This is a genomic window from Streptomyces sp. Tu 2975 (assembly GCF_009832925.1).
Taxonomy (GTDB): Bacteria; Actinomycetota; Actinomycetes; order Streptomycetales; family Streptomycetaceae; genus Streptomyces.
Genome location: NZ_CP047140.1, coordinates 5,301,637 through 5,328,386, shown reverse-complemented (window position 1 = coordinate 5,328,386; position 26,750 = coordinate 5,301,637). Strand labels below are relative to the sequence as shown.

16 protein-coding genes and 1 pseudogene are annotated in these 26,750 nt (G+C 71.1%); 3 read left to right on the top strand and 14 right to left on the bottom strand.

Features of this window, described 5'->3' with window-relative positions; all coding sequences use genetic code 11:
- Positions 1–52: 52 nt before the first annotated feature.
- The 4 genes from GLX30_RS23575 to GLX30_RS23560 all read right to left on the bottom strand — a co-directional run bounded on the left by GLX30_RS23575 (position 53) and on the right by GLX30_RS23560 (position 6,973).
- A complete protein-coding gene (locus GLX30_RS23575; protein ID WP_159692081.1) occupies positions 53–1,561 on the bottom strand; it encodes a bifunctional cytidylyltransferase/SDR family oxidoreductase in 1,509 nt (502 codons plus the stop codon).
- Entirely contained in the window at positions 1,449–3,797 is a 2,349-nt protein-coding gene (locus tag GLX30_RS23570) for a glycosyltransferase family 4 protein (protein ID WP_347879785.1), read from the bottom strand. The genes GLX30_RS23575 and GLX30_RS23570 overlap by 113 nt, the downstream gene beginning before the upstream one ends.
- 227 nt (positions 3,798–4,024) lie before the next feature.
- A complete protein-coding gene (gene galE, locus GLX30_RS23565; protein ID WP_159692079.1) occupies positions 4,025–5,005 on the bottom strand; it encodes a UDP-glucose 4-epimerase GalE in 981 nt (326 codons plus the stop codon).
- Between the two features lie 42 nt (positions 5,006–5,047).
- Entirely contained in the window at positions 5,048–6,973 is a 1,926-nt protein-coding gene (locus tag GLX30_RS23560; protein ID WP_244258489.1) for a PIG-L family deacetylase, read from the bottom strand.
- Positions 6,974–7,465: 492 nt separating this feature from the next.
- Between GLX30_RS23560 and GLX30_RS35450 the strand changes: the two genes are divergently transcribed.
- The 3 genes from GLX30_RS35450 to GLX30_RS23550 all read left to right on the top strand — a co-directional run bounded on the left by GLX30_RS35450 (position 7,466) and on the right by GLX30_RS23550 (position 11,195).
- The gene (locus GLX30_RS35450) at positions 7,466–7,933 is read left to right on the top strand and encodes a hypothetical protein (protein WP_244258267.1); all 468 of its coding nucleotides are present in this window, start codon (positions 7,466–7,468) and stop codon (positions 7,931–7,933) included.
- Between the two features lie 65 nt (positions 7,934–7,998).
- Complete coding sequence (locus GLX30_RS35445) at positions 7,999–8,388, top strand: hypothetical protein (RefSeq protein WP_244258266.1); 390 nt, start codon at positions 7,999–8,001, stop codon at positions 8,386–8,388.
- The gene (locus GLX30_RS23550; RefSeq protein ID WP_159692075.1) at positions 8,385–11,195 is read left to right on the top strand and encodes a stealth conserved region 3 domain-containing protein; all 2,811 of its coding nucleotides are present in this window, start codon (positions 8,385–8,387) and stop codon (positions 11,193–11,195) included. The genes GLX30_RS35445 and GLX30_RS23550 overlap by 4 nt, the downstream gene beginning before the upstream one ends.
- 78 nt (positions 11,196–11,273) lie before the next feature.
- Here the strand turns inward: GLX30_RS23550 and GLX30_RS23545 are convergent, their stop codons facing one another.
- The 10 genes and pseudogenes from GLX30_RS23545 to GLX30_RS23500 form a co-directional block, all read right to left on the bottom strand.
- Positions 11,274–13,007 carry a stealth family protein gene (locus tag GLX30_RS23545; RefSeq protein WP_159692073.1) on the bottom strand — a complete coding sequence of 578 codons (1,734 nt, stop codon included), beginning with the start codon at positions 13,005–13,007 and terminating at the stop codon, positions 11,274–11,276.
- Positions 13,008–13,335: 328 nt separating this feature from the next.
- A complete protein-coding gene (obgE, locus tag GLX30_RS23540) occupies positions 13,336–14,772 on the bottom strand; it encodes a GTPase ObgE (protein ID WP_159692071.1) in 1,437 nt (478 codons plus the stop codon).
- Between the two features lie 118 nt (positions 14,773–14,890).
- Positions 14,891–15,145, bottom strand: coding sequence for a 50S ribosomal protein L27 (gene rpmA, locus GLX30_RS23535; RefSeq protein WP_005317677.1), 255 nt, complete (start codon positions 15,143–15,145; stop codon positions 14,891–14,893).
- A 14-nt stretch (positions 15,146–15,159) separates the two neighbouring features.
- On the bottom strand, positions 15,160–15,480 hold the full coding sequence (gene rplU / locus GLX30_RS23530) for a 50S ribosomal protein L21 (protein ID WP_005317674.1): 321 nt from the start codon (positions 15,478–15,480) through the stop codon (positions 15,160–15,162).
- Between the two features lie 431 nt (positions 15,481–15,911).
- Positions 15,912–20,306: an Rne/Rng family ribonuclease gene (locus tag GLX30_RS23525; RefSeq protein ID WP_159692069.1), complete on the bottom strand. Its 4,395-nt coding sequence runs from the start codon at positions 20,304–20,306 to the stop codon at positions 15,912–15,914.
- Between the two features lie 233 nt (positions 20,307–20,539).
- On the bottom strand, positions 20,540–21,307 hold the full coding sequence (locus GLX30_RS23520) for a TIGR03936 family radical SAM-associated protein (protein WP_159692067.1): 768 nt from the start codon (positions 21,305–21,307) through the stop codon (positions 20,540–20,542).
- A gap of 123 nt (positions 21,308–21,430) precedes the next feature.
- A complete protein-coding gene (locus GLX30_RS23515) occupies positions 21,431–22,609 on the bottom strand; it encodes a hypothetical protein (RefSeq protein ID WP_244258265.1) in 1,179 nt (392 codons plus the stop codon).
- Between the two features lie 15 nt (positions 22,610–22,624).
- Positions 22,625–23,158: a GNAT family N-acetyltransferase gene (locus GLX30_RS23510; RefSeq protein ID WP_159692065.1), complete on the bottom strand. Its 534-nt coding sequence runs from the start codon at positions 23,156–23,158 to the stop codon at positions 22,625–22,627.
- 72 nt (positions 23,159–23,230) lie between these two features.
- A pseudogene (locus GLX30_RS23505) lies at positions 23,231–25,155 on the bottom strand (TIGR03960 family B12-binding radical SAM protein).
- Positions 25,071–26,723, bottom strand: coding sequence for a CYTH and CHAD domain-containing protein (locus GLX30_RS23500; RefSeq protein WP_159692063.1), 1,653 nt, complete (start codon positions 26,721–26,723; stop codon positions 25,071–25,073). Before GLX30_RS23500 ends, GLX30_RS23505 begins: the two are co-directional and overlap by 85 nt.
- Between the last annotated feature and the right edge of the window lie 27 nt (positions 26,724–26,750).

The window sequence follows — 26,750 nt, the reverse complement described above, 5'->3', positions numbered from 1 at the left end:
TCGACAGACTAGGGCCCCTGCGGCGACCGCAGAGGCCCCAGCGCATGAGCAATCAGCTGTGTTCCTCGTCCTCGTGGCGGTCGAGGACGGATGCGAGGGCCTGCTCGAACCCGGTCGCCTCCGAGGCATCACGGGTCGGGTCCTGCTGCCGGACGTCGATGACGTGACCGTTCAGCTCGGACAGCAGCACGTCGAGCGAGGTACGGGCGACGGCCTCCGACGACAGCAGCGAACCTGCGGGCTCGACGCCGAACGCCTTGGTGCGCATCGGGGTGGCGGTGCGCTCGGGGTTCACGCAGTTCACCCGGACACCGTCGGCGGCCCACTCGTCCGACAGGGCCTGGGTGAGGTTCACCATGGCGGCTTTGGTGGACGAGTACAGGCTGTACTCGGCACGGCCGCGGGTGTAGCTGCTGGAGGTGTAGAGGAGCAACTGGCCCCGGGTCTCCGCGAGATACTTGTGCGACGCGCGGGCGATGTGGACGGGCGCCAGGTAGTTCACGTTCAGCGCTTCCTGGATGGCCGCGTTGTCCGTCTCCGCCAGCTTGCCGATGCGCAGCACGCCCGCGGTGTTGATCACGTAGTCGATGCGGCCGCTCTCGGCGTACGCCTTGGAGAGGGCGTCTTCGACGTGCTCGGGGTTCTCGACATGCGTGCCGGTGGTGGAGCGGCCCAGCGCGTACACCTTGGCGCCGTACGACTCGGCGAGCGCGGCGATGTCGGCGCCGATGCCGTACGAGCCGCCGAAGACGACGACCGTCCTGCCGGTGAGCTGCTCGCGGTATGCCCGCTCGTCGGCCGGGGCCGGGAGGGCGGTCGAGGCGAGCTGGAAGAGCTTGTCGGCGATGAACACGTCGACCGGCTGAGTGACCTTCATGTTGTACTCGTCGCCGGCGACGACGTAGATGGGCACGTCCGGCAGGTACCTCAGCACGACCGAGCAGTCGTCGGTCGCCTGGAAGTTGGGGTCGGACGCCGCGATCTCGTACGCCTTGCGGATCGTCGACAGCTTGAACGCCTGCGGGGTCTGCCCGCGGCGCAGCCGGGAGCGGTCCGGGACGTCGGTGATGAACTCGCCGTCCTCGCCGTGGGTCCGGGTCACGATGATCGTGTCCGCGGAGGGGATGGCGACGTCGACGGCCTGATAGCGGTCCAGCGCGTCGACGCAGTCCTTGATGACCCGCTCGGAGAGCAGCGGACGGACCGCGTCGTGGAAGAGGACGTTGAGGTCCTCCCCCTCCGCGAGGCCCTCACCGAGAGCGGCGATGGCCCGCTCGGTGGTCTCGCTGCGGGTCGCGCCGCCCTCGAGGACCTTGGTGACCTTGGCCAGCCCGGCCTTCGCGACGATCTTCTCGACTTCCGCGACATAACCGGGCGCCATCATCACGACGACGTCATCGACGGAGTCGGCCTGTTCGAAAATCGCCAGGGTGTGTTCTATGACCGCCTTACCCGCGATCTTCACCAGCTGCTTGGGAATCGCGAGCCCCACCCGCTGACCGGTACCCCCGGCGAGCAGGACAGCTGTGGTTCGGGATCTGGCCATGTGGTGCACGGACAAGGGGACCAATCTGGCGGGGGCTGGGGACAAGGCCGATGCTGACATTCGTACTCACCGTCCCGCAAGACGGCTGACACCTCGCACACATTCGAATAAACCTGCTGTTCACCCTGGCGTTGCGGGCATGCGCCCCCGAACGGCACCTCTCGGCCAGGTGACTGACGCCACACGTTCGGATGGAGTGAAGTATCACAGAGCGGGAGAAGCGGCACTTACATATCCGCCACATTGAGCGCGAGGTCGTTCGAGAGCGTGTAATAAACGTGCACCCGGATCTTCTTTCGTTGCCGTCCCAGCACACGCCGTAGCACTGCACGCGGCAGGCCCGTCTGCCTGCGCTTCCCAAGACCGTGTGCGGGTATACGAAAATCCGCTGCTTCATCACGAGATCATCGAGCAGCCGGCCGATCCTGACCGGCTTCACAGCGGGCGCACAGCGAATGAAAAAGTCCCACACATCGTTTCCACTCACCTGTGAGGCCGCCGGTACGGAAGAGGAAAAACGGAACCGAAATCCGTCCTTGCCGACCTTTTTGCCACGGAAATGGATCTCGTCCGCCCCTTCTCCCCGGCGGCGCAGTACCAGCACGGGTGCCCGGGAGACCGCGGCGGTCCCGAGCATGCTGCCCTCGATGGTCACCCGGGGACCGTCGATCCGGACGTCCCCCGCCTCTGCATGGACCGGCCGGTACCAGGATCGCAGCGCGAGTACGCCGCCCTTGGCCGTGTCCGCGTACGGAAGGAGATGGCGCACCCCCTCGCCGGGCGTCACGCGCCCGGCCGCGTACAGGGCGCCACGCTGGTCGACGACGCGGGCCGCCAGCCGCTGCCCGGTGCCGGCCGCCGGCTCGAGGAAGACGTCCCACACCCCCTCCGGGAAGACCTCGGCGGCCGGGACCGTAACCGACCCCGTCGCGTCCAGGTCGAAGGTCCGCACCTCTTTACGCGCCCCTGTGCGCACACACACCAGCCGGGCGCCGCTGTCACTGCCCGCAGGCAGGGGTCCCACCGGACGCACCTCCAGCGAACCGTCCGGGGCGACGGTGCAGTCGGCGAGCGGCGCGGTCGCGGGGACACGTGCGCGCTGCGCCACCTCGGCGGCGAGCTCCTCGAACAGGGCCTCGTACCGCTCGGCCACCACCCCGGGGTCGAAGCGGCGCGCGTTGCGCACCGCGGCTGCGGCCATGCCACGGCGCAGATCCTCGTCGTCGACGAGCCGCAGCAGCGCCCGGGCCATGGCCCGGGCGTCGCCGACCGGGACGAGCAGTCCGTCGACGCCGTCCTCGATGATCTCGCGCGGGCCGTAGTCGCAGTCGGCGCTCACCACCGGCACACCGCAGCGCATCGCCTCCACCAGCGTCATGCCGAACGACTCGTGGCGGGACGCGGAAACGGCGACGGCCCCCTTGACCCACTCCGCCTCGATCGGCGAGCAGGGCCCCATCAGATGGATCTCGTTGTAGAGGCCGAGCTCATGGATGCGGGTCAGCAGCGCGTCCCGCTGGTCGCCGGACCCGTAGATGCGCAGGGTCCAGCCGGGCCGTACGGCGACGACCTGGGCGAACGCGTCGATCAGTACGTCGAACCGCTTCTCCGCCCCCAGCCGGCCGGCGGCCACGATCGTCCGGCCCGTGCCGTCGGAGGGTCGCACGGAGGGCTCGGGCACACTGTTCGGGATCGACAGCACCCGCGTGCTGCGCAGCGGCATCTTGTCGCGCCAGGCCTTCGCGTCGCCCTCGGAGACCGTCACGAAGGCGTCGATCGCGTCGAGGTGCTCGTACATCTCCTCGCGGAGCGCGGCCTTGTGGTGGTTGTGCGTCATGTGCTCCTGGCCGATACGGACCGCGGAGGCGGGCGCGAACTGCGCGACATAGGCCACCAGCCCGGGCCGGGTGCCGATGACGACGTCCGCGTCGGAAGCGGCGTAGTGGTCCCGGACCCGGTCGTCGATGAGCCGGTTGTACTCCTTGTACCGGGCCTCGGAACGGGGGAAGGCCCGGGAGGGCTCGGCGAACAGCGGGTCCTGCCGGTCGTTCAGGGGATTGGCCTGCCGGATGTCGACCACGGGAACGACGGTGATCCGGGGATCGATCGGGAACGCCGGCGGGTCACGGTGCCGGAACACGGAGACGATCTCGACCTCGTGCCGGTCGGCCAGCTCCTCGGCCAGGTTCAGCGTCGTACGGATGGTCCCGCCGATGCCGTAGATGGTGTGGATGAGGAAGGAGATCTTCACCGTCGCTCCGTTCAGGTCCGCTCCGGGACGGACCACGGTATGTCCGGATAGCGACGTCCAGCCGCAATTGCACCCGCTTGAGTGATGCCCCATCACCTCATGGGCAGTGACGGCGGGCAGGGCATCCCTCCTCCGTGGAACGAGAAAGCCCGGGCCGACGGCCGCGCGAGGCGGTCGTCGGCCCGGGCCCGAGGGATCTCGGCGGTGTACGGGAGGTTCTACGGGGTTCAGTGCTCCTGACCGGGGTGCCGCAGGCGCCAGCCCTGCCACGCCGACTCGACCATCTGCCGGACGTCGTACCGGGCGCTCCAGCCCAGCTCCTTGCGGATCAGCTCGGCCGAGGCCACCACCCGCGCCGGGTCCCCCGGGCGACGGGGCGCGATCTCGGCCTCGGTGTCCGTGCGGCCGCTGACCTCGCGGATGAGGTCCACCATCTCGGCGACCGACACGCCCTCTCCGCGGCCGATGTTCAGGACCAGTTCCGCGGAGGGGTCCTCGACCAGCCGGCGTGCTGCCGCCACATGCGCGGACGCAATGTCCTCGACGTGGATGTAGTCGCGTACACAGGTGCCGTCCGGAGTCGGATAGTCGTTCCCGAAGATCAGCGGCGACCGGCCCTGGTCAAGTCGCTCGAAGACCATGGGCACGAGGTTGAAGATGCCGGGGTCACCGAGCTCGGGGGACGCGGCACCGGCCACGTTGAAGTAGCGGAGCGAGGCCGTGGCCATGCCGTGCGCCCGGCCGGCCCCGCGCACCAGCCACTCGCCGGCAAGCTTGGTCTCGCCGTAGGGACTCATGGGAGCGCATTCCGTCTGCTCCGTCACCAGGTCGACATCGGGCATCCCGTAGACGGCGGCGGACGAGGAGAACAGGAACCGGCGGACTCCTGCCGCTGCCGCGGCCTCCAGGAGCGTCTGGAGGCCGGTGACGTTCTCCTTGTAGTAGTGCAGCGGGCGCTCGACGGACTCGCCGACCTGCTTCTTCGCCGCCACGTGGACGATGCCCTGGACCGCGTGGTCCCGCAGTACGCGGTCCACGAGTTCCCTGTCCAGCACGGAACCGCGCTCCAGCGGTACACCGGCCGGAAGCCTCGCCGGGTCGCCGGTGCTGAGGTCGTCGAGAACGACCACGCGCTCCCCGCATTCGGTGAGGGCCTTCACCACATGAGAACCGATGTAGCCCGCACCGCCTGTGATCATCCACGTCATCCGGTCATTCTAGGAGACCGGCGGGCACGTCCTCGTCCCACCTCAGGCACTCTCCGGCTCCGACCGCAGCTGTGTGACCACGGGCACACCCCCGAGCCCGAGTGTGACAACAGCCGCCGGGCCGCTGCCAGGACCCCCCGGAGTCCCGGCCGTCCCCACCATCACGGACGGGGCTCCCGTCATGACCACTCTGCCGCCCCGACCGTCGTACACCTGCGCCGCGCCGGTTCCGGCCCTGACGGCCATGAGCAGCTCCTCAGCGCGGGCATCGCGGCCACCGACGAGACCGACCCGCCCGTAACCGGGCACGGGCACCGCCGTCACTGTCGCCCAGCGGCCCGCCTTGCCGGAGCCGAGACGCTCGACCATGACCCGGTCGCCGGCCGCCTGCCGGTAGCCGACCAGCACCGAGCCGTCCGAGGCGGTGACCGCGTCGGGGACGTCCCCCGGCTGGGCCACGAACCTGCGCGACCCCTTGCGCAGTCCGGCTGACGGCTTGCGCTGCGCCCAGTGCTCGACCCAGCCGGACGAGGAGGCGAAGAGATGGATGAGCCCGTCGCCGTCCACCGTGGCCGTGAGCCCTTCCTGTATGTGCCCGCCGGGCAGCCGACGCCAGCCCGACCAGTTGCCGTCCCCGTCGAGCACACGGGTGCTCACGCCCTTTCTCCCGTTCCGTACGAAGACATGGACCCGGCCGTCGGGCCCTGTCACCGCCGCCGGCGGGCCGGTGAGCCTGCTGCGCCGCGGCTCCGTCTCAGGACTGCCGAGGCTGTGCCAGCCGGTGTCGAAGTCGCCCCCCGGCGTTCGTTGCCGAAGCATGACGATCTCGCGGGTGTTGCCCGACACGCTCCCGGCCAGGCCGGAGAAACGCAGCGCGAAGATCAGCCGGCTGCCGTCCGGGGCGGTGGCGACGGCTATCGCGGGTGCGAGGGGGCCGCCCCCGAGGTCCTCCGGGGCACCCAGCCCTCCGGTGGTCGTAGCCGTCCACCGGGCGAGGCGGGTCCCCAGGACGCCGTACACCACCGTCCGCCCGTCGGCGCCGGTGACGGCCTTCGGACCGGCGGTGGGATAACGGCGGTGGGTGCTGCGCACCCATCCCCGCTTCGACGTCAGCACGCGGTCCCCGCCGATCGAGTAGTCTCCGCAGCCGGACGGGTTGCCGCACTCCCAGGAAGCGTCACCGCCGTAGGCGTTGAGGTGCCACGTCTTGAGGGCGACCGTCTCCGGAGGCAGGTTCTTCGGCCAGCGCTCGTTGTAGTAGCCCCGGTACGTCTCCGTCTGGAACAACGGGATCCTGGTGCTGTGTCCGGCCCATCTGGCCAGCGCGGCCCAGGTGAAGAGCGCGGCAGCAGTGTGGTCGGGGTGGTCCGAGTAGCCCGGTTGATCGCTGGCGCGCGGATGCAGCCGGTCGTGCACCTGGGAGTCCGGGTCGGGGTCGAGCGTGCGTATCAGCGTGGGCCGGTAGCGCCGGAGCAGGGAGACAAGGGCATCGATCAGGTCCGCCCGGCGGTAGGAGAAGGGCGCACCGACGGGGGACCCCGGCGCGGGACGCGCCGGGAGACTCACATCGGGAGTGGCCCAGAGGTGCGCCATGTTGACGGGCCTGCCGTCGTTCCTCGCATGCATCCGGAGGTTGAGGAAAATCAGCTCCGCGGACCTTCCCTGATACTCGAGCCGATCGAGCTCGACCTCCCGGCCACCGGGGAGCCGCAGGGTGGTGCGCTCCCAGGTACTGAACAGCGGCGCCCCCAGCATCTGCGCGTACGCCTGCCGCAGACCCTGCTGACGTGCCGAGACGTACGCCGGAACGTCCGGCCGCGGCTTCGGCCGGCCCGGGACCGCGTTCACACCGAAGGAGCCGCCGTCCGTGAGATACACGGTCGTCACCGGCACTCCGCTCGACAGCGTGTCCGCGGTGTCTGGGTTCATGAAGAACAGGTCGTCGTCCGGATGCGCCACGAACTGCATCACACGCGCGCGTCCCGGCCGGGCGAACCCGATCCGCTGTTCCCTGCCCGGTCGCTCGGCCGGCGTGCCGGAACCGTTCGCACCCGCCGGTGCGTCTGAAGCTGGCGAGCGGGTTGCCGCGGCGGTGCAGCCGCCCACCAGGGGCGCTGCCGAAGCACCCGCCAGACAGGCCAGTACGGCACGCCGGGACGGCGCGGGATAATGCGATTCGGTCCTGCCCATGGCTCCTTCTCCCCCTCTGTGGCGGTCAAGCAAGATCGCCACAGGAGAAGAGGAGTAAGAGATGGGCAGGTTTCACGCGATCACGTGATCGTCATCACATAAGGGTCAAATTGTGAGTCAACTTGCCGATGATGCTCATTCTTGGCACCATGCGACGCTGACCATCAGCTCTGAGTGGAAGCCGGGATCGCCGTGAGTGACTCACTGCTGCCCTATGCGGTGGGCGCTGCCAAACGTGCTCGCCGGGCCGCCGTCCGAATACGCCGTCGCGTGGAGCAGCTGCACACGGTCCCGACGATCGGCGGCGGGATCCGCCCTCGCGCGCAGCTCCGGCCCGTCCACTACTCGGTCACCAACGGCCGGACCCTGAACTTCGCCGTCGCCGTCCCGGGGCGGCAGGTCGCTTCCGCCGCTCTGCTGCTCATCCACGGAACCGCTCGCGAACAGGTCCCCCTGGAGCTCGAGCCGCAGCACGACGGCACCCTGCTGCTCACCGCGACGGTGCCGCTGCGCCATCGCGACGCACAGGAGCCCGCGAACCGCGGACCCGCCCTGGGCACCGGCATCTGGAGGCTCGCGGTCCTGATCACCACCGCCGACGGACAGACGCATCGCACCAAGGTCACCGCCCCCGCGCCGCCGGAGCTGTCGGACGGTCCGACCCTGCCGTACTCCCCTCGCCGACGAGCGGTGCGTGGTTCCGTCCCGTCCGTTCCGTCGACGGCTTCGCGCTGCTGAAGGTCAGGTCGCCCCGCCCTCACGCCGAACTCACCTCGTTCGATCTGCGCTGGGACCGGGTCACCGTGCACGGCAGGCTCATCGGCTGCGCTCCCTCGGAAGCCTCCGGGACGGTCGAGGCCGTTGTGCGCCGCGGCAACCAGAAGACCGTCACCACCAGACCGGAGTGGCAGGGCGACCGGTTCACCTTCGACGTGCCCCTCGACAAGATGGGCGGGGGGGCAGCACGGACCTGGGACATGTACCTGCGGCTCGGCAGGAGCCGGCTCAGGATCGCCCGCCACCTGACCGATGTCCGTCATCCCCGGCAGGTCCACCGCACCCCCTTCCGTATCGTCGCCCTCGACAACGGCTCTCTTCTGCGGGTGCACGCTCATCTCACGGCGGCCGGCGCGCTTTCCGTCAGCTGTGCCGAACTCGTACCCGCGCCCCGCAGCACAGAGGAAGTCGCATGAAGATCACGTTTCTGCTCACCTGGGGCGATGAGATGGGCGGCACCGAGATGGCCGCCTACACCCAGGCGATCCATCTCGCGCCACGCCACGAGGTGGAAGTCCTCAGCGTCTTCAAGACCCGGCAGGAACCGTTCTTCGCAGCCGCCCGGAAGGTCGAGCGGCGCTACCTGGTGGACCGGACGGACGGGCGCGAGCGGCCCGTACGCGACTCCGCGCTCGACGCGGAGGCCTGCCGCACGCTGGCCTCCCTGCCCAGCGAGATCATCAAGCCGGCGTGGGAGAGCACCTTCAACCGCCTCTCCGACGTGGAGATGACGAGGGCACTCGGCTCGCTGGACACCGATGTCCTCGTCACGACCACGCCGGCGCTCATGGCCGCCGTCGCCGACCTCGCACCGGCGCGTGTCGTCACCGTGCACCAGGAGCACCGCGCCTCCCAGCTCCGCGGCGTCTCCGGTGAGCCTCTTCTCGTCTACGCGCCCCGCATCGACGCCCTCGTCTCGCTCACCGAGCGCACGAACGACTGGTTCGCCGACTCCCTCAAGGGCGCCGCGCCCGAGCTGGTCGCCATCCCGAACGCGGTCCCCGACGGCTTCCGCCCGCGGTCCGACCTGGAGAGCAGGACCATCGTCCTGGCTGCCCGGATGACTCCGGAGAAGCAGCTGGACCATGCCATCCATGCCTTCCACAGGGTCTCCGCGGACTTCCCCGACTGGACGCTGCGCATCTTCGGCGACGGTCCTCAGCAGGTGCGGCTGCGTCGCCTCGTAGAGGGCCTCGGCATGCACTCGCAGGTCGAACTCATGGGCCGCTCCGACCAGATGGAGCAGGAGTGGGCGAAGGCTTCCCTGTGCCTGCTGCCGTCGCGCAACGAGGCCTTCCCCCTGGTGCTGCTGGAGGTGTTCGCCGCGGGTGTTCCGGTGATCGCCTACGACATCGTGACCGGCCCCGCCGAGATCATCCGCCACGACGTCGACGGACTGCTGGTACCGCCGGGCGACATCGACTCCCTGGCCGCGGCGATGTCCCGCCTGATGGAGGACGACGCCACTCGGCACGCCTTCGGCAAGGCGGCCAGGACCGGGGTCGACGAGCGCTTCTCCGGCGAGAAGATCACGGCGCAGTGGGAGGAGCTTTTCGAGCGCCTCGTCGCCCGGCGTGACTCTGAGAAGCGCCTCGCCGACCGTGCCGATCGCACCGCCATGCGCATCGCCCTAGGCGGTACCAAGAGCTTCAGCGTCGCCGCCCCCGTCTCATTGCTGGCGAACTCCGCGGACGAGCAGAAGGCGCGCGAGGTACTGATCCAGGCACAGAACCGGTCGCTCATCCGCTCCGCCGGCCGTCTCGCCGAAGAGCGGGACGACATCGACGGGCCGACGATGGCCAACCTCAACCTGGAGATAACCGCCAAGGCCTTCGAGGACTCGGGTGTCCCCTTCGTCCTCGTCCGCAACGACGGCCTCGCGCACCTTCTGGCCGTGCCCCTCGAGCAGCGCGCCCGTGCCCTCCAGGCGCTGGCGACCGAGTTGCAGGGCAAGCCCGTCTACGGCGAACTGATCACCCCGCGGGGTGCCGCACCCGGCGCCGTGCTGGCCGAACGGCTCGAAGGCGTCGGTGAGATCGCCGGTGTACGGGTCTTCAAGCCGGTGACGAGCGAGAGCCGTACGCTGCGCTACGGCCCCGCGTACGGATGCACCGTCGAGTTCTGGGACGAGGACGACGACGGCTGGCGGAACAGCCCGCGTTCCAACACGCTCCTCGGACGCCGTCTGCCCTCCCTGGAGCCCACGGCCAAACTCCAGGTCGGGGAGCACGACTACCCGACGCTGACCCAGTTCACCAAGCAGCTGATGTGGGACGTGGACTTCCCCGTCGACGTCGTCTACACGTGGGTCGACGACACCGACCCGGCGTGGCGGGAGCGGCGCGACAACGTCCGCCGCCGTCTGGACATGCCGGTCGACGACGCCGACAGCGGTGACGTCCGCTTCCGTAACCGGGACGAACTGCGCTACTCCCTGCGGTCACTGGCGATGTTCGCGCCGTGGGTGCGCAACATCTACCTCGTGACGGACGACCAGGCCCCGGAGTGGCTGGACACCGATCAGCCCGGCATCGAGGTGGTCAGCCACCGCGACATGTTCCCGGACCAGTCGTGGCTGCCCACGTTCAACTCGCACGCCATCGAGAGCCAGCTGCACCGCATCGACGGACTGGCCGAGCACTTCCTCTACTTCAACGACGACGTGTTCATCGGCCGCCCGCTCTCGGCCGGTTCCTTCTTCCTCAGCAACGGTGTCGCGAAGCTGTTCCGCTCGCCGACCCCCGTCCCGCCGAGCGAGCCGTCGCCGGACGACGAGGGTTACTTCGCCGCCGCGAAGAACAACCGGGCCCTGCTGGAGGAGGCGTTCGGCCGGGTCGCCACCCACGGCTTCCTGCACGCCCCCCACCCGCTGCGCCGCAGTGTGCTCTCGGAGATCGCCGAGCGGTTCCCCGAGGAGGTCTCGGCGACGGCCCGTAATCCGTTCCGTGCCAACACCGACCTGTCGATCACCTCGTCGCTGCACCACCACTACGGCTACCTCACGGGCCGCTCCGTGCCGTCCGCCATCTCCTGCAGCTACATCAACGTCGGCAACTACGAGCACCACTCGGTGCTCAGCAGGCTGCTGGCCGCCCGGAGCCACGACGTCTTCTGCATCGGGGAGTCCGCGGACGCCGAGGTGCCCGTCGACGAGCAGGACCGCGTGCTGCGCGCGTTCCTCAACGCCTACTTCCCGGTCCCGTCGCGGTTCGAGCGGAGCTGAGGCGACAACGCATGAAGGAGGGGCTCCTCGTCCGTACGGACGAGGAGCCCCTCCTTCATGCGGTCGGTGCCTTCCCCGCTACTTCTCGAACGGACTCCGAACCGGGAAGTACGCCTCGAGGAACGGCGTGATCAGGTCCTTCTGGCCCGTCACGTCCTGCTCCGTCGACACCGTGTCGTTGACGCAGAACACCGTCTTGTCGCGGTTGGCGAGCAGCCGCCCCAGCCGCGCCTCCGTCCACGGGTGCGTCAGGTCCAGGTAGCTGTACGGCAGCTTCGACGGCACCGCCCGCTGCGTGTGGAAGGCGTAGTAGTGGTGCAGCGACGACGCGATGGAGATGTCGTCGATGCTGCGGAACCTGCTCGCCTCCGTGCGGCGGTACTCCGCCTCGAACTCGGACTCGATCTCGGTGAGCACGCTGCGGCGCAGCGCGTGCGGCATGTGCTTCATCTTCTGCACGAGCACCGCGCCGTAGCGTTCCTCGATCAGCCGGCGGTTGTTCTTGCCCGCAGCCGCGACCGGCGGGTCGTCGGTGGTCCGCTCACCGAGCGGCACCAGCGCCGGGGACGGGAAGAACTTGGTGAGGCCGTTGGAGAGGAAGAAGTCCTGGGGCGTCACCTCGCTGCCGAGCATCACGTCGTCGTTGAAGTAGAGGAAGTGCTCGGCGAGCCCCTCGATGTGGTGCAGCTGGCTCTCGATGGCGTGCGAGTTGAACGTGGGCAGCAGGTTCGGGGAGCGGAAGATCTCCTTGTGGCTGACCACCTTCAGTCCCGGCACCTCGGTGTTCAGCCAGTCCGGGGTCTGGTCGTCCGTCACCAGGTAGATGTTGCGCACCCACGGCGCGTACATGTGCAAGGAGCGCAGGGAGAAACGCAGTTCGTCGCGGCTCAGGTAACGCGCGGCGTTGGCCGCCTCCGCGTGATAGCCCTCGCCGGAGAACTCGGCCCGGCGCCGCAGCCACGCGGGGTCGGCGCCGTCCACCCAGGTGTAGACGACGTCGACGGGGAAGGTGACCGTGTCGGTGGGGACGACGGCCAGCTCGGCCCGTGTGGGCACCTGTGCCGCGTCGGCGGCGTCACGGGGCGCGAGGTCGGTGAAGTACGCCTCCGACACCGTGACGGTCCCGCCTTCGAGCGGCAGGGCCGCAGTGAGCTTCCCGGGCCGCGGGGCCGTCAGCAGGCCCTCCTCCTCGTGCCAGAACTCGATGTCGCAGCCGTACTCCGCGCCGAGCTTCAACTGGCGGGTGGGGTCGGTGCGGTACCAGGTGACGCGGACGATCTCCGCTTCACGCAGCCGACGCCATGTGGAGGCCTCGTAGCCGGGCAGCGAGCTCCGGGGAGCCGGGCCGTTGCCCCGGACCTCGGTGGCGTAGCCGGGCTCCTCACGGCAGGCGGCGGCGAGCGCCTTCAGCACCTCCGCGCGGTCCTCGACACGGACGGCCACAGCGGACGCGCGGTCCGAACGGCCCCGTACACAGAAGTGGTCGATGCCGGCCCCGGCCAGCACCTGCAGCACGGCGGAGAGATTGTCCCGGCGGGCCTGCAGCGGGGTCGTCCCCACCGCCACCAGCGCCACCTTCAGTTCCTGGCCGACGGAGATCACAGCGCGGTCGGGCCCTGAGGCGAGGGCCTCGTAACGCCGGGCCACGCGGCCGGCACGGATACGCTCCGCGACGGCGGTGCCATTGGCTATACGCGTCTTCAGACGGCGACGCACATCAGCATCGACCTGCGAGACGATCGCCCGCCGCACACTCTCCGGTACGGCTCGGCGGTAGACCCCAAGCAGCCGGGGTGCCTCGGGATTTCGCACTGCGGGCGACTCCTTGAACGTGATCGGAAGGAAACGTGAACACCTTCAGTATGACCGGTGTTCCCTACCCTCCGGGCCGCTGGGCGCGGTATCCCGCCACCGTGGCCGGACCGTGGCACACGGCCCGTAGGAACCGTCCGCCCGGGCCGGAGAACGACCGGCGCGCGGAGTATGTGCGCCGTGTCGGAGCCGGTGTCCCGCACTCGGCGGCCGGGCCCGTAGGTACGGGCCCGGCCGCCGGCCCGGGGGCGGCCCGGTCGCCCGGCACCTCGGGGATGCCGGCCGCCGCGGGCGCTCACCCTGCGCCTGGAGGATCAGAGCCGGAGGCTCAGAAGGGGTCGAAGCCCTCGAACTCCTTCTGAGCCTCGTCCCGCTCGGCATCGCGGTCGCGCCGCCGCTGCGCGGCCGGACGCGGCGCCTCGAGGCGGTGGTCCTCGCCACGGCGGCCGAGCATCTCCGCACCCGCCATCATCGTCGGCTCCCAGTCGAAGACGACCGCGTTGTCCTCGGGGCCGATGGCCACGCCGTCACCGGCGCGGGCACCCGCCTTCATCAACTGGTCCTCGACACCGAGGCGGTTGAGGCGGTCGGCCAGGTAGCCGACGGCCTCGTCGTTGTTGAAGTCGGTCTGGCGCACCCAGCGCTCCGGCTTCTCGCCGCGCACCCGGAAGAGACCGTCCTCCTCCTGCCGGACGGTGAAGCCCGCGTCGTCGACCGCCTTCGGGCGGATCACGATCCGGGTCGCCTCCTCCACGGGCTTGGCGGCCCGCGCCTCCGCGATGATCTCGGCCAGCGCGAAGGACAGCTCCTTGAGGCCCTTGTGCGCCACCGCCGACACCTCGAACACGCGGTAGCCGCGCGCCTCGAGGTCGGGGCGGATCATGTCGGCGAGGTCCTGACCGTCCGGGATGTCGACCTTGTTGAGGACGACGATGCGCGGCCGGTCGTCGAGGCCGCCGTACTGCCGCAGCTCCTCCTCGATGACGTCGAGGTCGGAGACCGGGTCACGGTCGGACTCCAGCGTCGCCGTGTCCAGGACGTGCACGAGCACCGAGCATCGCTCGACGTGGCGCAGGAACTCCAGGCCCAGGCCGCGGCCCTGGCTGGCACCCGGGATCAGTCCGGGGACGTCCGCGATGGTGTACACGGTCGAACCCGCGGTGACGACGCCCAGGTTCGGCACGAGGGTGGTGAAGGGGTAGTCCGCGATCTTCGGCTTGGCGGCGCTGAGCACGGAGATCAGCGACGACTTGCCGGCGCTCGGGAAGCCGACGAGCGCCACGTCGGCGACCGTCTTGAGCTCCAGCACGATGTCCCCGGTCTGACCGGGCACACCCAGCAGCGCGAAGCCGGGGGCCTTGCGGCGCGCGGACGCGAGCGCCGCGTTGCCGAGGCCGCCCCGGCCGCCCTCGGCGGCGACGAAGGTCGTGCCCTGGCCCACCAGGTCGGCGAGGACGTTGCCGTCCTTGTCGAGGACGACGGTGCCGTCGGGGACCGGCAGGACCAGGTCCTGGCCGTCCTTGCCGGAACGGTTGCCGCCCTCACCGGGTTTGCCGTTGGTGGCCTTGCGGTGCGGACTGTGGTGGTAGTCGAGCAGAGTGGTGACGGACTGGTCGACGACCAGGATCACGTCCCCGCCACGGCCGCCGTTGCCGCCGTCCGGTCCGCCGAGCGGCTTGAACTTCTCCCGGTGAACGGAGGCGCAGCCGTGGCCTCCGTTACCCGCGGCGACGTGCAGCTCGACGCGGTCCACGAAGGTGGTCATGGATGTGCCTCCAGTGATGACGTGTGACGTACGTACGTAATGTCTGTCTTTCAACACACGAAAGGCGGACCCGCTTCCCGTACGGGAAGTGAGGTCCGCCCCTCGTGAAGGATTCCGGTCAGGCGACCGGAACGATGTTCACGACCTTGCGGCCACGGTGGGTACCGAACTCCACCGCACCCGGCTGCAGCGCGAACAGCGTGTCGTCGCCGCCGCGGCCGACGCCGGCGCCGGGGTGGAAGTGGGTGCCGCGCTGGCGGACCAGGATCTCACCGGCGAGCACGACCTGACCGCCGAAGCGCTTCACGCCGAGCCGCTGGGCATTGGAGTCGCGACCGTTCCGGGTGGACGATGCGCCCTTCTTGTGTGCCATCTCTCCTCAGTCCCTTACTTCGCAGCCGTGGGGATGCCGGTGACCTTGATCGCCGTGTACTGCTGACGGTGACCCTGGCGGCGGCGGTAGCCGGTCTTGTTCTTGTAGCGAAGGATGTCGATCTTCGCGCCCTTGTGGTGGTCCACGACCTCGGCCGTGACCTTGATACCGGCCAGCACCCACGGGTCGCTGGTCACGGCGTCGCCGTCGACAACGAGCAGGGTCGAGAGCTCGACCGTGTCGCCAACATTGGCAGTGGAAATCTTGTCAACCTCAACGATGTCGCCGACAGCAACCTTGTGCTGGCGACCACCGCTGCGCACGATGGCGTACACGCGGATCTCTCTCTCGCTCGAACGAAACTCCTGATGCCAGCCGCTCGCACGGGCCTGGGGCCCATGACGTTCCGGAATGGACGAGCGGCCTCTCCCGGCGGGCGGGAGGGAGGTGCTCAGGAGTGGACGTGTAAGGAAACACGCCGAGGGTCAAGGTTACGGGCCGCCGCTCGGAGGGTCAAACCGGCCCCTCACCTCCGACTCCCAGGCTCACCGGCCGCTCCCCGCCCGGCTCCTGCGGTCGGGCACGATCCCGCCGTCCGCGGTGTGCGCAGCCGTGCGAACGCCGCACGAACCGGGTCAGGCCGCTTGCCGGGGGTGTTCCGGGCCCTGCCGTACGTCGCAGCCGGTACGCCGCCACGGAACGGCGGTGGGCCCCCCTCCGCGCAGGAGAGGAGCCCACCGCCGTACTACATGTGCCGTGCGACCGACTACGCCTCCGTCGTGTCCGACGAGACGCCGGGGGCCGGCGTCTGCTCGGCGGCGACCGTCTTCTTGGAGGCCTTCTTCGCCGTCGTCTTCTTCGCAGCCGTCTTCTTGGCCGTGGTGGTCTTCTTGGCGGCCGCCTTCTTCGCCGTGGCCTTCTTGGCGGTCTTGCGGGCCGCCTTCTTGGCCGCCGGCGCCTCGGCTCCGGTCTCCTCGGGCAGGGCCGCCTCAGGCTCGGCGGCCTTGGGCTCCGCGGCGACCACGACGACCGCGGCCTCCTCGGCGCCCGACGGCGAGCCCGCGGGAGCCGTGACCTTGCGGGTCACCCGGCGGCGGGCACGCGGCGGAGCCGCGGACGGCGCCTCCTCCACGACCGGGGAGGGAGCGGCCGGGGCCGCCTCCGGCTCGGCCGGGGCCGGTGCGACCGGCACGGTCGTCTCCACGACGGTCGGTTCCGACGTCGCGGGCGGGCCCGCCGGAGCGGACGCCTTCCGCGTGGCACGGCGACGGGTACGGCCCGCGGGGGCCGCCTCCTCCACCGGCGCCACGGCCGGCGCGGCCTCCGCGGCGACGGGTGCCGCCGGGGCCTCCGGCTCGGACACGGGCTCGGCGGCCTTCGGCGTGACGCCTGCCGGGGCCGACACCTTGCGGGTCGCACGGCGACGGCCACGGCCGCGCGTGGCGGCCGCTTCGGCCTCCGCCGCGCTGCTGTACAGCTCCTCGTCCGGTACGAAGTCGGGCTCCGCGAGCGCCACGGGTGCCGCGGCCTCGGCGGCGACCTCCGCCTCCGTCTCGAGCTCGGTCTCGGCCTCGGTCTCGACCGGTTCCGTACGGCCCTCGATCTCCTGCGCGGCACCACGGCCGCGCTTCTTCGAGCGCTTCCCGCCACCGCCGCCGCCCACGGACGTCGGCTGCTCCATGTGCACGATCACGCCGCGGCCGTTGCAGTGGACACATGTCTCGGAGAACGACTCCAGCAGGCCCTGGCCGACCCGCTTACGGGTCATCTGCACGAGGCCCAGCGACGTCACCTCGGCCACCTGGTGCTTGGTCCGGTCACGGCCCAGGCATTCCAGGAGCCGCCGCATGACCAGGTCGCGGTTGGACTCGAGCACCATGTCGATGAAGTCGACGACGACGATGCCCCCCAGGTCGCGCAGCCGCAGCTGGCGCACGATCTCCTCGGCCGCCTCCAGGTTGTTCCTGGTGACGGTCTCCTCGAGGTTGCCGCCCTGACCGGTGAACTTCCCGGTGTTGACGTCGACCACGATCATGGCCTCGGTCTTGTCGATCACCAGCGAGCCGCCGCTCGGCAGCCAGACCTTGCGGTCCAGCGCCTTCATCAGCTGCTCGTCGATGCGGTGCACCGCGAAGACGTCGGTCTCGCTCGTCCAGCGCTGCAGCCGGTCGACGAGGTCGGGCGCCACGTGCGAGACGTAGCCGTGGATGGTGTCCCACGCCTCGTCGCCGCTGACGACGACCTTGGAGAAGTCCTCGTTGAAGATGTCGCGGACGACCCGGACGGTCATGTCCGGCTCTCCGTAGAGCAGCGTCGGGGCGTTGCCGCTCTTCGCCTTCTTCTGGATGTCCTCCCACTGCGCCTGGAGACGCTCGACGTCACGGCGCAGCTCGTCCTCGCTCGCACCCTCGGCGGCGGTGCGCACGATCACGCCCGCGTCCTCGGGGACGATCTTCTTGAGGATCGTCTTCAGACGCGCGCGCTCGGTGTCGGGCAGCTTGCGGCTGATGCCGGTCATCGAGCCCTCGGGCACGTAGACCAGGTAACGGCCCGGCAGGGACACCTGGCTGGTGAGCCGGGCGCCCTTGTGGCCGATCGGGTCCTTGGTCACCTGGACGAGGACCGACTGGCCGGACTTGAGGGCGGCCTCGATACGGCGGGGGCCGCCCGACATGCCGAGGGACTCGAAGTTCACCTCACCGGCGTACAGGACCGCGTTGCGGCCCTTGCCGATGTCGACGAAGGCGGCCTCCATGGACGGCAGCACGTTCTGGACCTTGCCCAGGTAGACGTTGCCGACGTAGCTGGTGGCCTGCTCCTTGTTGACGTAGTGCTCGACGAGCACGTTGTCCTCGAGGACGCCGATCTGCGTGCGCTCGCCGCTCTGGCGGACGACCATCACCCGCTCGACGGCCTCGCGGCGCGCCAGGAACTCCGCCTCGGTGATGATCGGCACCCGGCGGCGGCCCTGCTCGCGGCCCTCACGGCGGCGCTGCTTCTTCGCCTCGAGACGCGTCGAGCCCTTGATGGACTGGACCTCGTCGCTCGGCTCCTCCTTCTTACGGGGCTCGCGGACCTTGACGACCGTGCGCTCGGGGTCGTCGGTGACCGCTTCGGCCTCCGTGCCACCGTCACCGCTGCGACGGCGACGACGGCGACGACGACGGCTGCTGCTCGTCCCGGCGGCGGAAGGCGTGTCCGTGTCGGTCTCGTCCTCCTCGTCGCCCTCGTCCTGGGCTTCCTCCGCCTCGGCGTCCGCTTCCTCGGCCCGCTCCTCCGCGGACTCGTCCGCGTCGGGGGCCTCTCCACGGCGACGACGGCGGCCGCCACGACGGCGGCGGCGCGACGGGCGGTCCTCGTACTCGTCCTGCTCCTCGGCCTCGGCGGCTTCCGCCTCCTCGGGCTCCGCCTCGTCCTCGGCCGGTGCGGCCTCGGCGACGACGGGCTCGGCGGCGACGGGCTCGGCGACGGGAGCCTCCACGGGCTCCGCGGGCTCGCCACGACGGCGGCGGCGACGGCGGCCGGCCGGCTCGGGGGCCGCGGTCTCCGCCGCGGGCGTCACCGCGGTCCCCTCTTCCTCTTCCGGCTCGGGGCCGGTCACCGCGGCCGCGGCCGCGGCGGCGGCCGTCTCCGGGGTCTGGAACATCGGCTCGGTGAAGACCGGGGCCTGGAAGGTGGGTACGGCCGGCCGCTGGGCACGGCGACCACGAGCGGGCTCCTCCTCGGCGGCCTGCTCCGCCTTGGCGGCAGGCTGCGAGGTGAACTGGGGCGACACCGCGCGGCGGCGCGAGCGGCCGCGGGTGGCGGCCTTCTCGGCGGCGGCCACCTCCGCCTCACCGGCGGCGATCTGCGAGACGGCGCTCTCGGGCAGGCTCTCGCCGGCCTCCGTGATCTCCTCGCCGGCGGCCTGCGGAGCGCCCGCGGGGGCGGTCGCCTTACGGGTGGCACGGCGACGGCTGCGCGGGGCGGACGCCTCGGCCTCGGCCGGCTCGCCCTCTTCCACGGTTCCGGTCCTCGGCGCACCGGCGGGCGCGGACGCACGGCGGCGGGTACGCCGGGAGGCGGGTGCCTCCTCGGCGGCCTCGACCGCGGCGGCCTCGTTCTCCTCGGCCACGGTGGTCTCCTCGTCCTCTTCCTCGGCCTCGGCGACCGGGACGGCGGGCTCGGCCGGCGTCTCGACGGCCTTCGGCGCACCGGCGGGCGCGGAGGCGCGGCGGCGGGTGCGCCGGGGGGCGACGGACTCCTCCTCGGCGGCCGGCGCCTCCTCCGCGACGGGCTCCGGCCGCGCCGTCTCACCGGTCATCGGCTCGGCGGCCTGCGGGGCGCCGGCGGGCGCGGTGGCCTTACGGGTGGCACGGCGACGGGCACGCGGCGCGGGCTCCGTGGTCTCCTGCTCGGCCACCTGTGCCGGAGCTGCCTGCGCGGCGCTGTCGGCCTCGGCGGTCGGTGCCGCTTCGACGGCGGCCGGCGCACCGGCCGGAGCGGAGGCGCGGCGGCGGGTGCGGCGCGGCGCGGGGGCCTCGTCGGCGACCGGCTCCGCGGCTTCCGCGGTGATGTCGGGCTCCACGGCCTCGGAGGCCTGCGGCGAACCGGCAGGGGCGGTCGCCTTACGGGTGGCACGACGGCGCGCGGGTCGCGTGGCCGCAGCGTCCTCGTCCTCGGCGACGGCCGTCTCCGGCTCGGTGACCTCGGCGGCCTGCGGGGCACCGGCGGGCGCGGTGGCCTTACGGGTGGCACGGCGGCGGGTGCGCGGCGCGGCTTCCTCGGCCTCGCCACCGGCGGTGGCGTCGGCCTCTGCGGGCTCCGCGGTCTGCGGCGAACCGGCCGGGGCCGTCGCCTTACGGGTGGCACGACGGCGCGCCCGGGGTTCGTCGCTCACGGCCTTGGCGACCTGCGCGGCCTCCGCGGCACCGGCGTCGGCGGGCGACTCTTCGCCGGCCTCGCCGGACCCGCCCACCACGGCGCCCACTGCGGCCACGGCCGGGATGACGGCCTCGGCGGCCTGCGCCTGCGCGGCGGCGGACTCCCCCGTCTTCGGGGCTCCCGCGGGACGCGACGCGGCGCGGCGCCTGCGGCGCGGCGGCAGCGTGTCGCTGGGGCTGTTGTTGTTCTCTTCGTTCTCGTTGTTTCCGGCGGTGCCGGTTTCGTTCGACTCGAGCATGCGGGCGGTTCTCCCGTCACGCTCCCGGGCGCCGCGCCTGTATCCGGTCCGGCCGCGGCCCGCGTGATGTGCGCGGTGCCGCCGTCCGGGGCGCGGGCGCCGCACGGGAGCTGATGTCTGGCTCGCCGGTTCCGTACGCGATGTACGCACGGCCTGGCGAAAGTCTTCTGTGTCAGCGCGCGGCCCGACCCAGGTGGCTCCCGAGTGCAAGAGCCGCGCTACGACGACCGTCCTTACGCGGCGGGACCTTCCGGCGCCGTCGCAGAAGCGGTTCCGGCGGCCGTTTGTGGAGCGGCCGGAGCTGCCTCGCGGTCGGGCGCGAGCGGGTCGGTCACCGTGCCGGACTCCTCGTCGAAGAGCCCCTGCGCCAGCCTGGTCACCGCTGCGGGGACCGGCGGCGCCAGGTCGGCCACAGCTCGGAGACCGGACAGGACGTCGTCGGGTCGCACGGCAGGTGTCACGTGCCGAACAACCAGGCGCAGTATCGCACAGGGCGTGTCCCCGGTCCTATCGGACGCCTCGAGTGCCGCGACGGCACCCCGGGCGTCGAAGGTCCGCATGCCGCTCTTCGTCTTCCGGGTGACCTCGACGGTCTCGGCGGCGAGGAAGGCGGCCACGGCGCGTTCTGCGTCCCCGGGCTCGACACCGTCCAGGCGCAGCTCCCACACGGAGGCGGTGAGCCGGTCGGCGAGGCCCGTGGTGCGGGCCTCGACGGCGTCGATGATGTCCAGCCCGTCCGGCAGCGACTCGTCGAGCAGCTCGCGCAGCTTGTCCGGGTCGCGGTGGTCGGTGAGGGCGATCTCCAGGAACTCGGCCTCGCTGCCCGTGCCGGTGGGAGCGGCATTGGCGTACGAGACCTTCGGGTGCGGGGTGAAGCCCGCCGAGTACGCCATGGGCACCTCGGCGCGCCGCAGTGCCCGCTCGAACGCACGCTGGAAGTCACGGTGGCTGGTGAACCGGAGGCGGCCGCGCTTGGTGTAGCGCAGTCGGATGCGCTGCACCGCAGGTGCGGGCGGCGGGCCTTCGGGCTGTCGCTTGCCCAGTGGTTCTTCTCCTCGGTGTGGAGCGGGCGCGGGTGGCGCGCCGCCCTCAAGGTGCGGGGTGCTCCCCGGGGGCCGACCGGTTCACCCCTGCTTGTGCAGGGAGATCTCGGGTTCGGCCGCCACGCCGGGAACGGTCTGTGTTTGTTGTCTGCCACCCAGGTTACGCGCCTGACCCGCCGTACCCACCACGGGCCGCGGCTCGCGGGGCGTGCCGATCAGCGCGCGCCAGGCGTCGCGCCGTGCCTGACGTACGGTTTCGCGCGCCGATGCGAGTGCCGCCCTGGTCGCGCGGCCCGCCTGTACGGCGGCCCTGGCGGCCGGGCGCCACACGGCATCGCGCACGAAGTGCCCGACGGGCGTGCACACGCCGCGGTAGAACCAGCTCGCCGGGCGGCCCACCAGATTCCACCCGAGCCACTTCAGTCCGCGGCCGACCGCACGCGAGATGTAGCCGGCGATGCGCCAGGCCACGGCGACCGCCGCCGCGATCTCACGGCCGACGGGGGCGAGGACGTACCGGTAGAGCCACACCACGGGGACCACGAGCAGCGTCCGCACCAGCCATGCGAAGCCCCGGCCGAGGGCGCGCAGGAGCCAGGCGATGCCGTGGCCGAGCGGCGTCAGGACCTGCCGGTACGCCCACACCACGGGCACCACCAACCCGTACGTCACCACCGGCACGACCGCGTACCGCCACAGCGCCACCCACGGCCAGTAGAACAACGCCTTGCCGAGCCAGGTCAGCACGACCGCTGTCGCGTGGCCGAGCGGGGTGAGGAGCGTGCGGTGGATCCACCGCGCCGGGGCGAGGAGCAGGTGCTCCACGAGCCGGGCGATGCCGTGGCCGAGCGGGGTCAGCAGCTGCCGGTGCACCCACACCACGGGCACCACCAGCCCGTAGGTCACCACCGGCACGACCACGTACCGCCACAGCGCCACCCACGGCCAGTGGAACAACGCCTTGAGGACGACGGCGGCCACCCACCCCACGGCGCGTGCCACGGGGGTGAGCGCCTTCTCGAAGATCCAGGCCAGCGCCCGGCCGAGCGGCCTCAGCAGCACCCGCTCGACGGCCCGGCCGCAGAGGACGAGGACGTCCCACACCATCCGCACCGGGACGACGACGAGCACCACGACGACCCGCACCGGGATCCGCACGACCTGGGCGAGGCAGCCGTCACCCGGCTCGTAGTCGTTCGGCGCCTGGTGGGCGCCGTGGCGCCGGGGCGCGGTGGTGTGCGTCGGCTTTTCCACGTCCATGCCGGAGAGGACGCATCACAGGCCCGTTCGGATCCAGTACCTGCGCTTTTCCCTTCGGCGGTCCTCGAAGACGCCGCCGTTCGCCTCGATGACCTTGCGTGAACCGACGTTGTCGTGGTCGCAGGTGAGCAGCACGGATTCGAGTCCGAGCCGCCGTGCCCGGACCAGCGCCCCGCCCAGCATCGCGGTGGCGTGCCCCTGTCGTCCGGCGCCCGGCCGCACGGCGTAGCCGATGTGCCCGCCGAACTCACGCAGGAAGGGGGTGAGCCGGTGACGGACGGAGAGCCGGCCGAGGAACGTGTCGCCGTCGACGTACCAGAGGACGGTGTGCGGCACCCAGTGCTCGGGCCGCGGGCCGTCCTCCAGCGCTTCGGCCTTCAGGCGGGCCACATAGTCGGCGAAAGCGTCCGGCCGGTGCCATGTGCCGCCGAACTCCGCGACCTCGTGCGGGTGTACGGCGTGTGCGTCCGTCCCGTCCGCCGCGAACTCGGCGATCGCGTCGAGGAACGAGGCGTGGACCCGCACATGCGGAACGATGAGCTGCGGCATCGCCCCATTGTCGCGAGACGGAAGAAGGCCCGGCCACAGGTTTCCCCGCGGCCGGGCCGTCCCCGAGCTGTGTTACTTGACGACGGTCAGCGGGAGCAGCTTCTTGCCCGTCGGACCGATCTGGATGTGCGTGTCCATCTGCGGGCACACGCCGCAGTCGAAGCACGGCGTCCAGCGGCAGTCCTCGACCTCGGTCTCGTCGAGGGCGTCCTGCCAGTCCTCCCAGAGCCAGTCCTTGTCGAGACCGGAGTCGAGGTGGTCCCAGGGCAGGACCTCCTCGTACGTGCGCTCACGGGTGGTGTACCAGTCGACGTCGACGCCGTAGTCCGGCAGCGTCTTCTCGGCGCACGCCATCCAGCGGTCGTACGAGAAGTGCTCGCGCCAGCCGTCGAAGCGGCCGCCGTCCTCGTACACGGCGCGGATGACCGCGCCGACGCGGCGGTCACCGCGCGAGAGCAGGCCCTCGACGATGCCGGGCTTGCCGTCGTGGTAGCGGAAGCCGATCGAGCGGCCGTACTTCTTGTCGCCGCGGATCTTGTCGCGGAGTTTCTCCAGCCGCGCGTCGGTCTCCTCGGCGCTCAGCTGCGGCGCCCACTGGAACGGCGTGTGCGGCTTGGGCACGAAGCCGCCGATGGACACCGTGCAGCGGATGTCGTTCTGCCCGGAGACCTTGCGGCCCTCGGCGATGACCTTGACCGCCATGTCGCCGATCTGGAGGACGTCCTCGTCGGTCTCCGTCGGCAGGCCGCACATGAAGTACAGCTTCACCTGACGCCAGCCGTTGCCGTACGCGGTGGAGACCGTACGGATCAGGTCCTCCTCCGAGACCATCTTGTTGATGACCTTGCGCATGCGCTCGGAGCCGCCCTCGGGGCGAAGGTCAGGCCGGACCTGCGGCCGTTCCTGGTCAGTTCGTTGGCGAGGTCGACGTTGAACGCGTCGACGCGGGTCGACGGCAGCGAGAGGCCGATCTTGTCCTCTTCGTACCGGTCCGCGAGGCCCTTCGCGATGTCGCCGATCTCGCTGTGGTCCGCGGAGGACAGCGACAGCAGGCCGACCTCTTCGAAGCCGGTCGCCTTGAGACCCTTCTCGACCATGTCGCCGATGCCGGTGATGCTTCGCTCCCGCACGGGGCGCGTGATCATGCCGGCCTGGCAGAAGCGGCAGCCGCGGGTGCAGCCGCGGAAGATCTCGACGGACATCCGCTCGTGGACGGTCTCGGCGAGCGGGACCAGCGGCTGCTTCGGGTAGGGCCACTCGTCGAGGTCCATGACGGTGTGCTTGGACACCCGCCACGGCACACCCGACCTGTTCGGGACCACACGGCCGATGCGGCCGTCGGGCAGGTACTCGACGTCGTAGAAGCGCGGCACGTACACGTTGCCGGTCTTCGCGAGACGGAAGAGGACCTCCTCGCGTCCGCCCGGGCGGCCTTCGGCCTTCCAGGCGCGGATGATCGCGGTCATGTCGAGCACGGCCTGCTCACCGTCACCGATGACCGCGCAGTCGATGAAGTCGGCGATCGGCTCCGGGTTGAACGCCGCGTGCCCGCCGGCCAGCACGATCGGGTGGTCCACCGTGCGGTCCTTGGACTCCAGCGGGATGCCCGCGAGGTCGAGGGCCGTGAGCATGTTGGTGTAGCCGAGCTCCGTGGAGAAGCTCAGCCCGAAGACGTCGAACGCGCCGACGGGCCGGTGGCTGTCCACCGTGAACTGCGGGACCCTGTGCTCACGCATCAGCTCCTCGAGGTCCGGCCAGACGCTGTACGTGCGCTCGGCCAGCACGCCTTCGCGTTCGTTCAGCACCTCGTAGAGGATCATGACGCCCTGGTTGGGCAGACCGACCTCGTAGGCGTCCGGGTACATGAGCGCCCAGCGGACGTCGCAGGACTCCCAGGGCTTGACGGTGGAGTTCAGCTCACCGCCGACGTACTGGATGGGCTTCTGCACATGCGGGAGCAGCGCTTCGAGCTGTGGGAAGACCGACTCGGCAGACATGGAAACCTTCGTGGGCTGGCAAGGGGGCGACTCTCAAGCGTACCCGCCCACTCAGCGGCCGAGTGCCGTCCGGATCCGGGGGCCGACGCCTTGGCCCACACCCCGGGCAGCTCGGCCTCCCGCCCTTCGGCGCGGGCCTCCTCCCGTCCGTACAGCAGTCCCCAGACGAAGGCGGTCTCCCCCGCCGCATGCGCCCGGACCGCGAGCTCACGCAGCGCCTCCCGCGCGACGACGCTGTCCTGGTGGTCGCCGAGCACGCTCTGCACGGCCTTCATGCGCTTCCCGAACCGCTTCGCGGCCTTGCCGAGCGCGGGTTTCGCGACCTCGGCCGCGTACCGCGCCCGTTTGGCCGCCTTGCGGGCGTCGTGCATGGCGTGGTCCCGCTCCTCCCCCGCCGGCAGCGACAGGGCCCTGTCCATACGGGCGGCCAGCCGGTCGTACTCCTTCAGCACGGCCTTGGGCAGTACGTCCGCGGGCGCTCCCGCGGCCGCCTTCAGCAGCGGCGGGCGGGCGCACAGCGCGTCCAGCGCGTCGAGCAGGGCGAGATAGCGGTCGCTGTCGAGCGCGGCGATCACCGTCTTCCGCGCGTCGGCGGCGCCGGCCGCGGCCCACGCGGCCAGCCGTGCGTCGACCGGGCCGAGGAGCAGCGTCACGGGCACGGCGTCGACCCGCTCGGCCAGCCGTTCCGCCAACACCTCCTGGTCACGCGCGACGCCCAGCTCGCCCGCGAGCCACTTGAGCTCGTCGATCAGAGGCCCCGTGACATCGCGGTCGACGACCTTCCGATAGCTCCGCAGGGCGCTGCGAAGCCGCCGGGTGGCGACCCGCATCTGGTGCACGGCGTCGGGCAGGTCGCGACGCACACCGGGATCGTGGGCGACGACCGCGGCGACCTCCTTCTCCAGATAGGCGAGAACATGATCGCCCGCCGTCCGCGCATCCCCCCGCCGTCGGCGCTCCGCCGGACCGCCCCCGGTCTCCGTCAGTGCCCTGACCAGCTTGGACGGCGCGACGGCCGTGCGAACGCCGGCCTTCCTGAGCTTCTTGTCGACGGCGTCCAGAAAGGACGGCTCTCCGCCGTCGGCCAGCTCCACCTCGATCTCGTCCCACTGAGCGGTCCCCTCGCCCCCATGGAGGCGCTCCGCGACGACGGCGTCCCGGCTGAGCTCCGCGAGGAGGGCGCCGTCGGCGTCGACGAGGTGCTGGACGTCCCGCGAGGACAGCAGCCGCACCACGGGCACGATCTCCCGGCCCCGGGCGTACGCCCGCACAAGGCCGACCAGGTCGTCGGGCACCCCGTCGGACAGGGGCGCCGCGATCTCGTCGCGCACTCCGGGCGCCACGGGCAGCTTGAGATGCCACCCCGCGTCGGCGCCTCCGGTTCTGCGCCGCAGCGTGACGGACGAGGCTGCCAGCCTCAGATCGGCGGTGTCGTAGTAGACGGCATCCAACTCGGCCACGCCCTTCCCTACGACCTCGGCCACACGGGCCACTTCGGTCATGTCGGGCAACGGGGTGTCGGGGCCGGCTTCGTACTTCCGCTCGATCTCGCGCTTGGTGTCCGCCATGCCATCGAATCTAACTGCGCGACCGCC

What these genes read in the sequence shown, in the direction of transcription:
- GLX30_RS23550 (WP_159692075.1), top strand. Translation starts at nt 8,385, where the DNA reads ATGAAGATCACGTTTCTGCTCACCTGGGGCGATGAGATGGGCGGCACC.
- GLX30_RS23510 (WP_159692065.1), bottom strand. Translation starts at nt 23,158, where the DNA reads ATGCCGCAGCTCATCGTTCCGCATGTGCGGGTCCACGCCTCGTTCCTC.
- GLX30_RS23500 (WP_159692063.1), bottom strand. Translation starts at nt 26,723, where the DNA reads ATGGCGGACACCAAGCGCGAGATCGAGCGGAAGTACGAAGCCGGCCCC.
- obgE (WP_159692071.1), bottom strand. Translation starts at nt 14,772, where the DNA reads ATGACCACCTTCGTGGACCGCGTCGAGCTGCACGTCGCCGCGGGTAAC.
- galE (WP_159692079.1), bottom strand. Translation starts at nt 5,005, where the DNA reads ATGACGTGGATGATCACAGGCGGTGCGGGCTACATCGGTTCTCATGTG.
- GLX30_RS23515 (WP_244258265.1), bottom strand. Translation starts at nt 22,609, where the DNA reads ATGGACGTGGAAAAGCCGACGCACACCACCGCGCCCCGGCGCCACGGC.
- rpmA (WP_005317677.1), bottom strand. Translation starts at nt 15,145, where the DNA reads ATGGCACACAAGAAGGGCGCATCGTCCACCCGGAACGGTCGCGACTCC.
- GLX30_RS23560 (WP_244258489.1), bottom strand. Translation starts at nt 6,973, where the DNA reads ATGCAGTTCGTGGCGCATCCGGACGACGACCTGTTCTTCATGAACCCA.
- GLX30_RS23525 (WP_159692069.1), bottom strand. Translation starts at nt 20,306, where the DNA reads ATGCTCGAGTCGAACGAAACCGGCACCGCCGGAAACAACGAGAACGAA.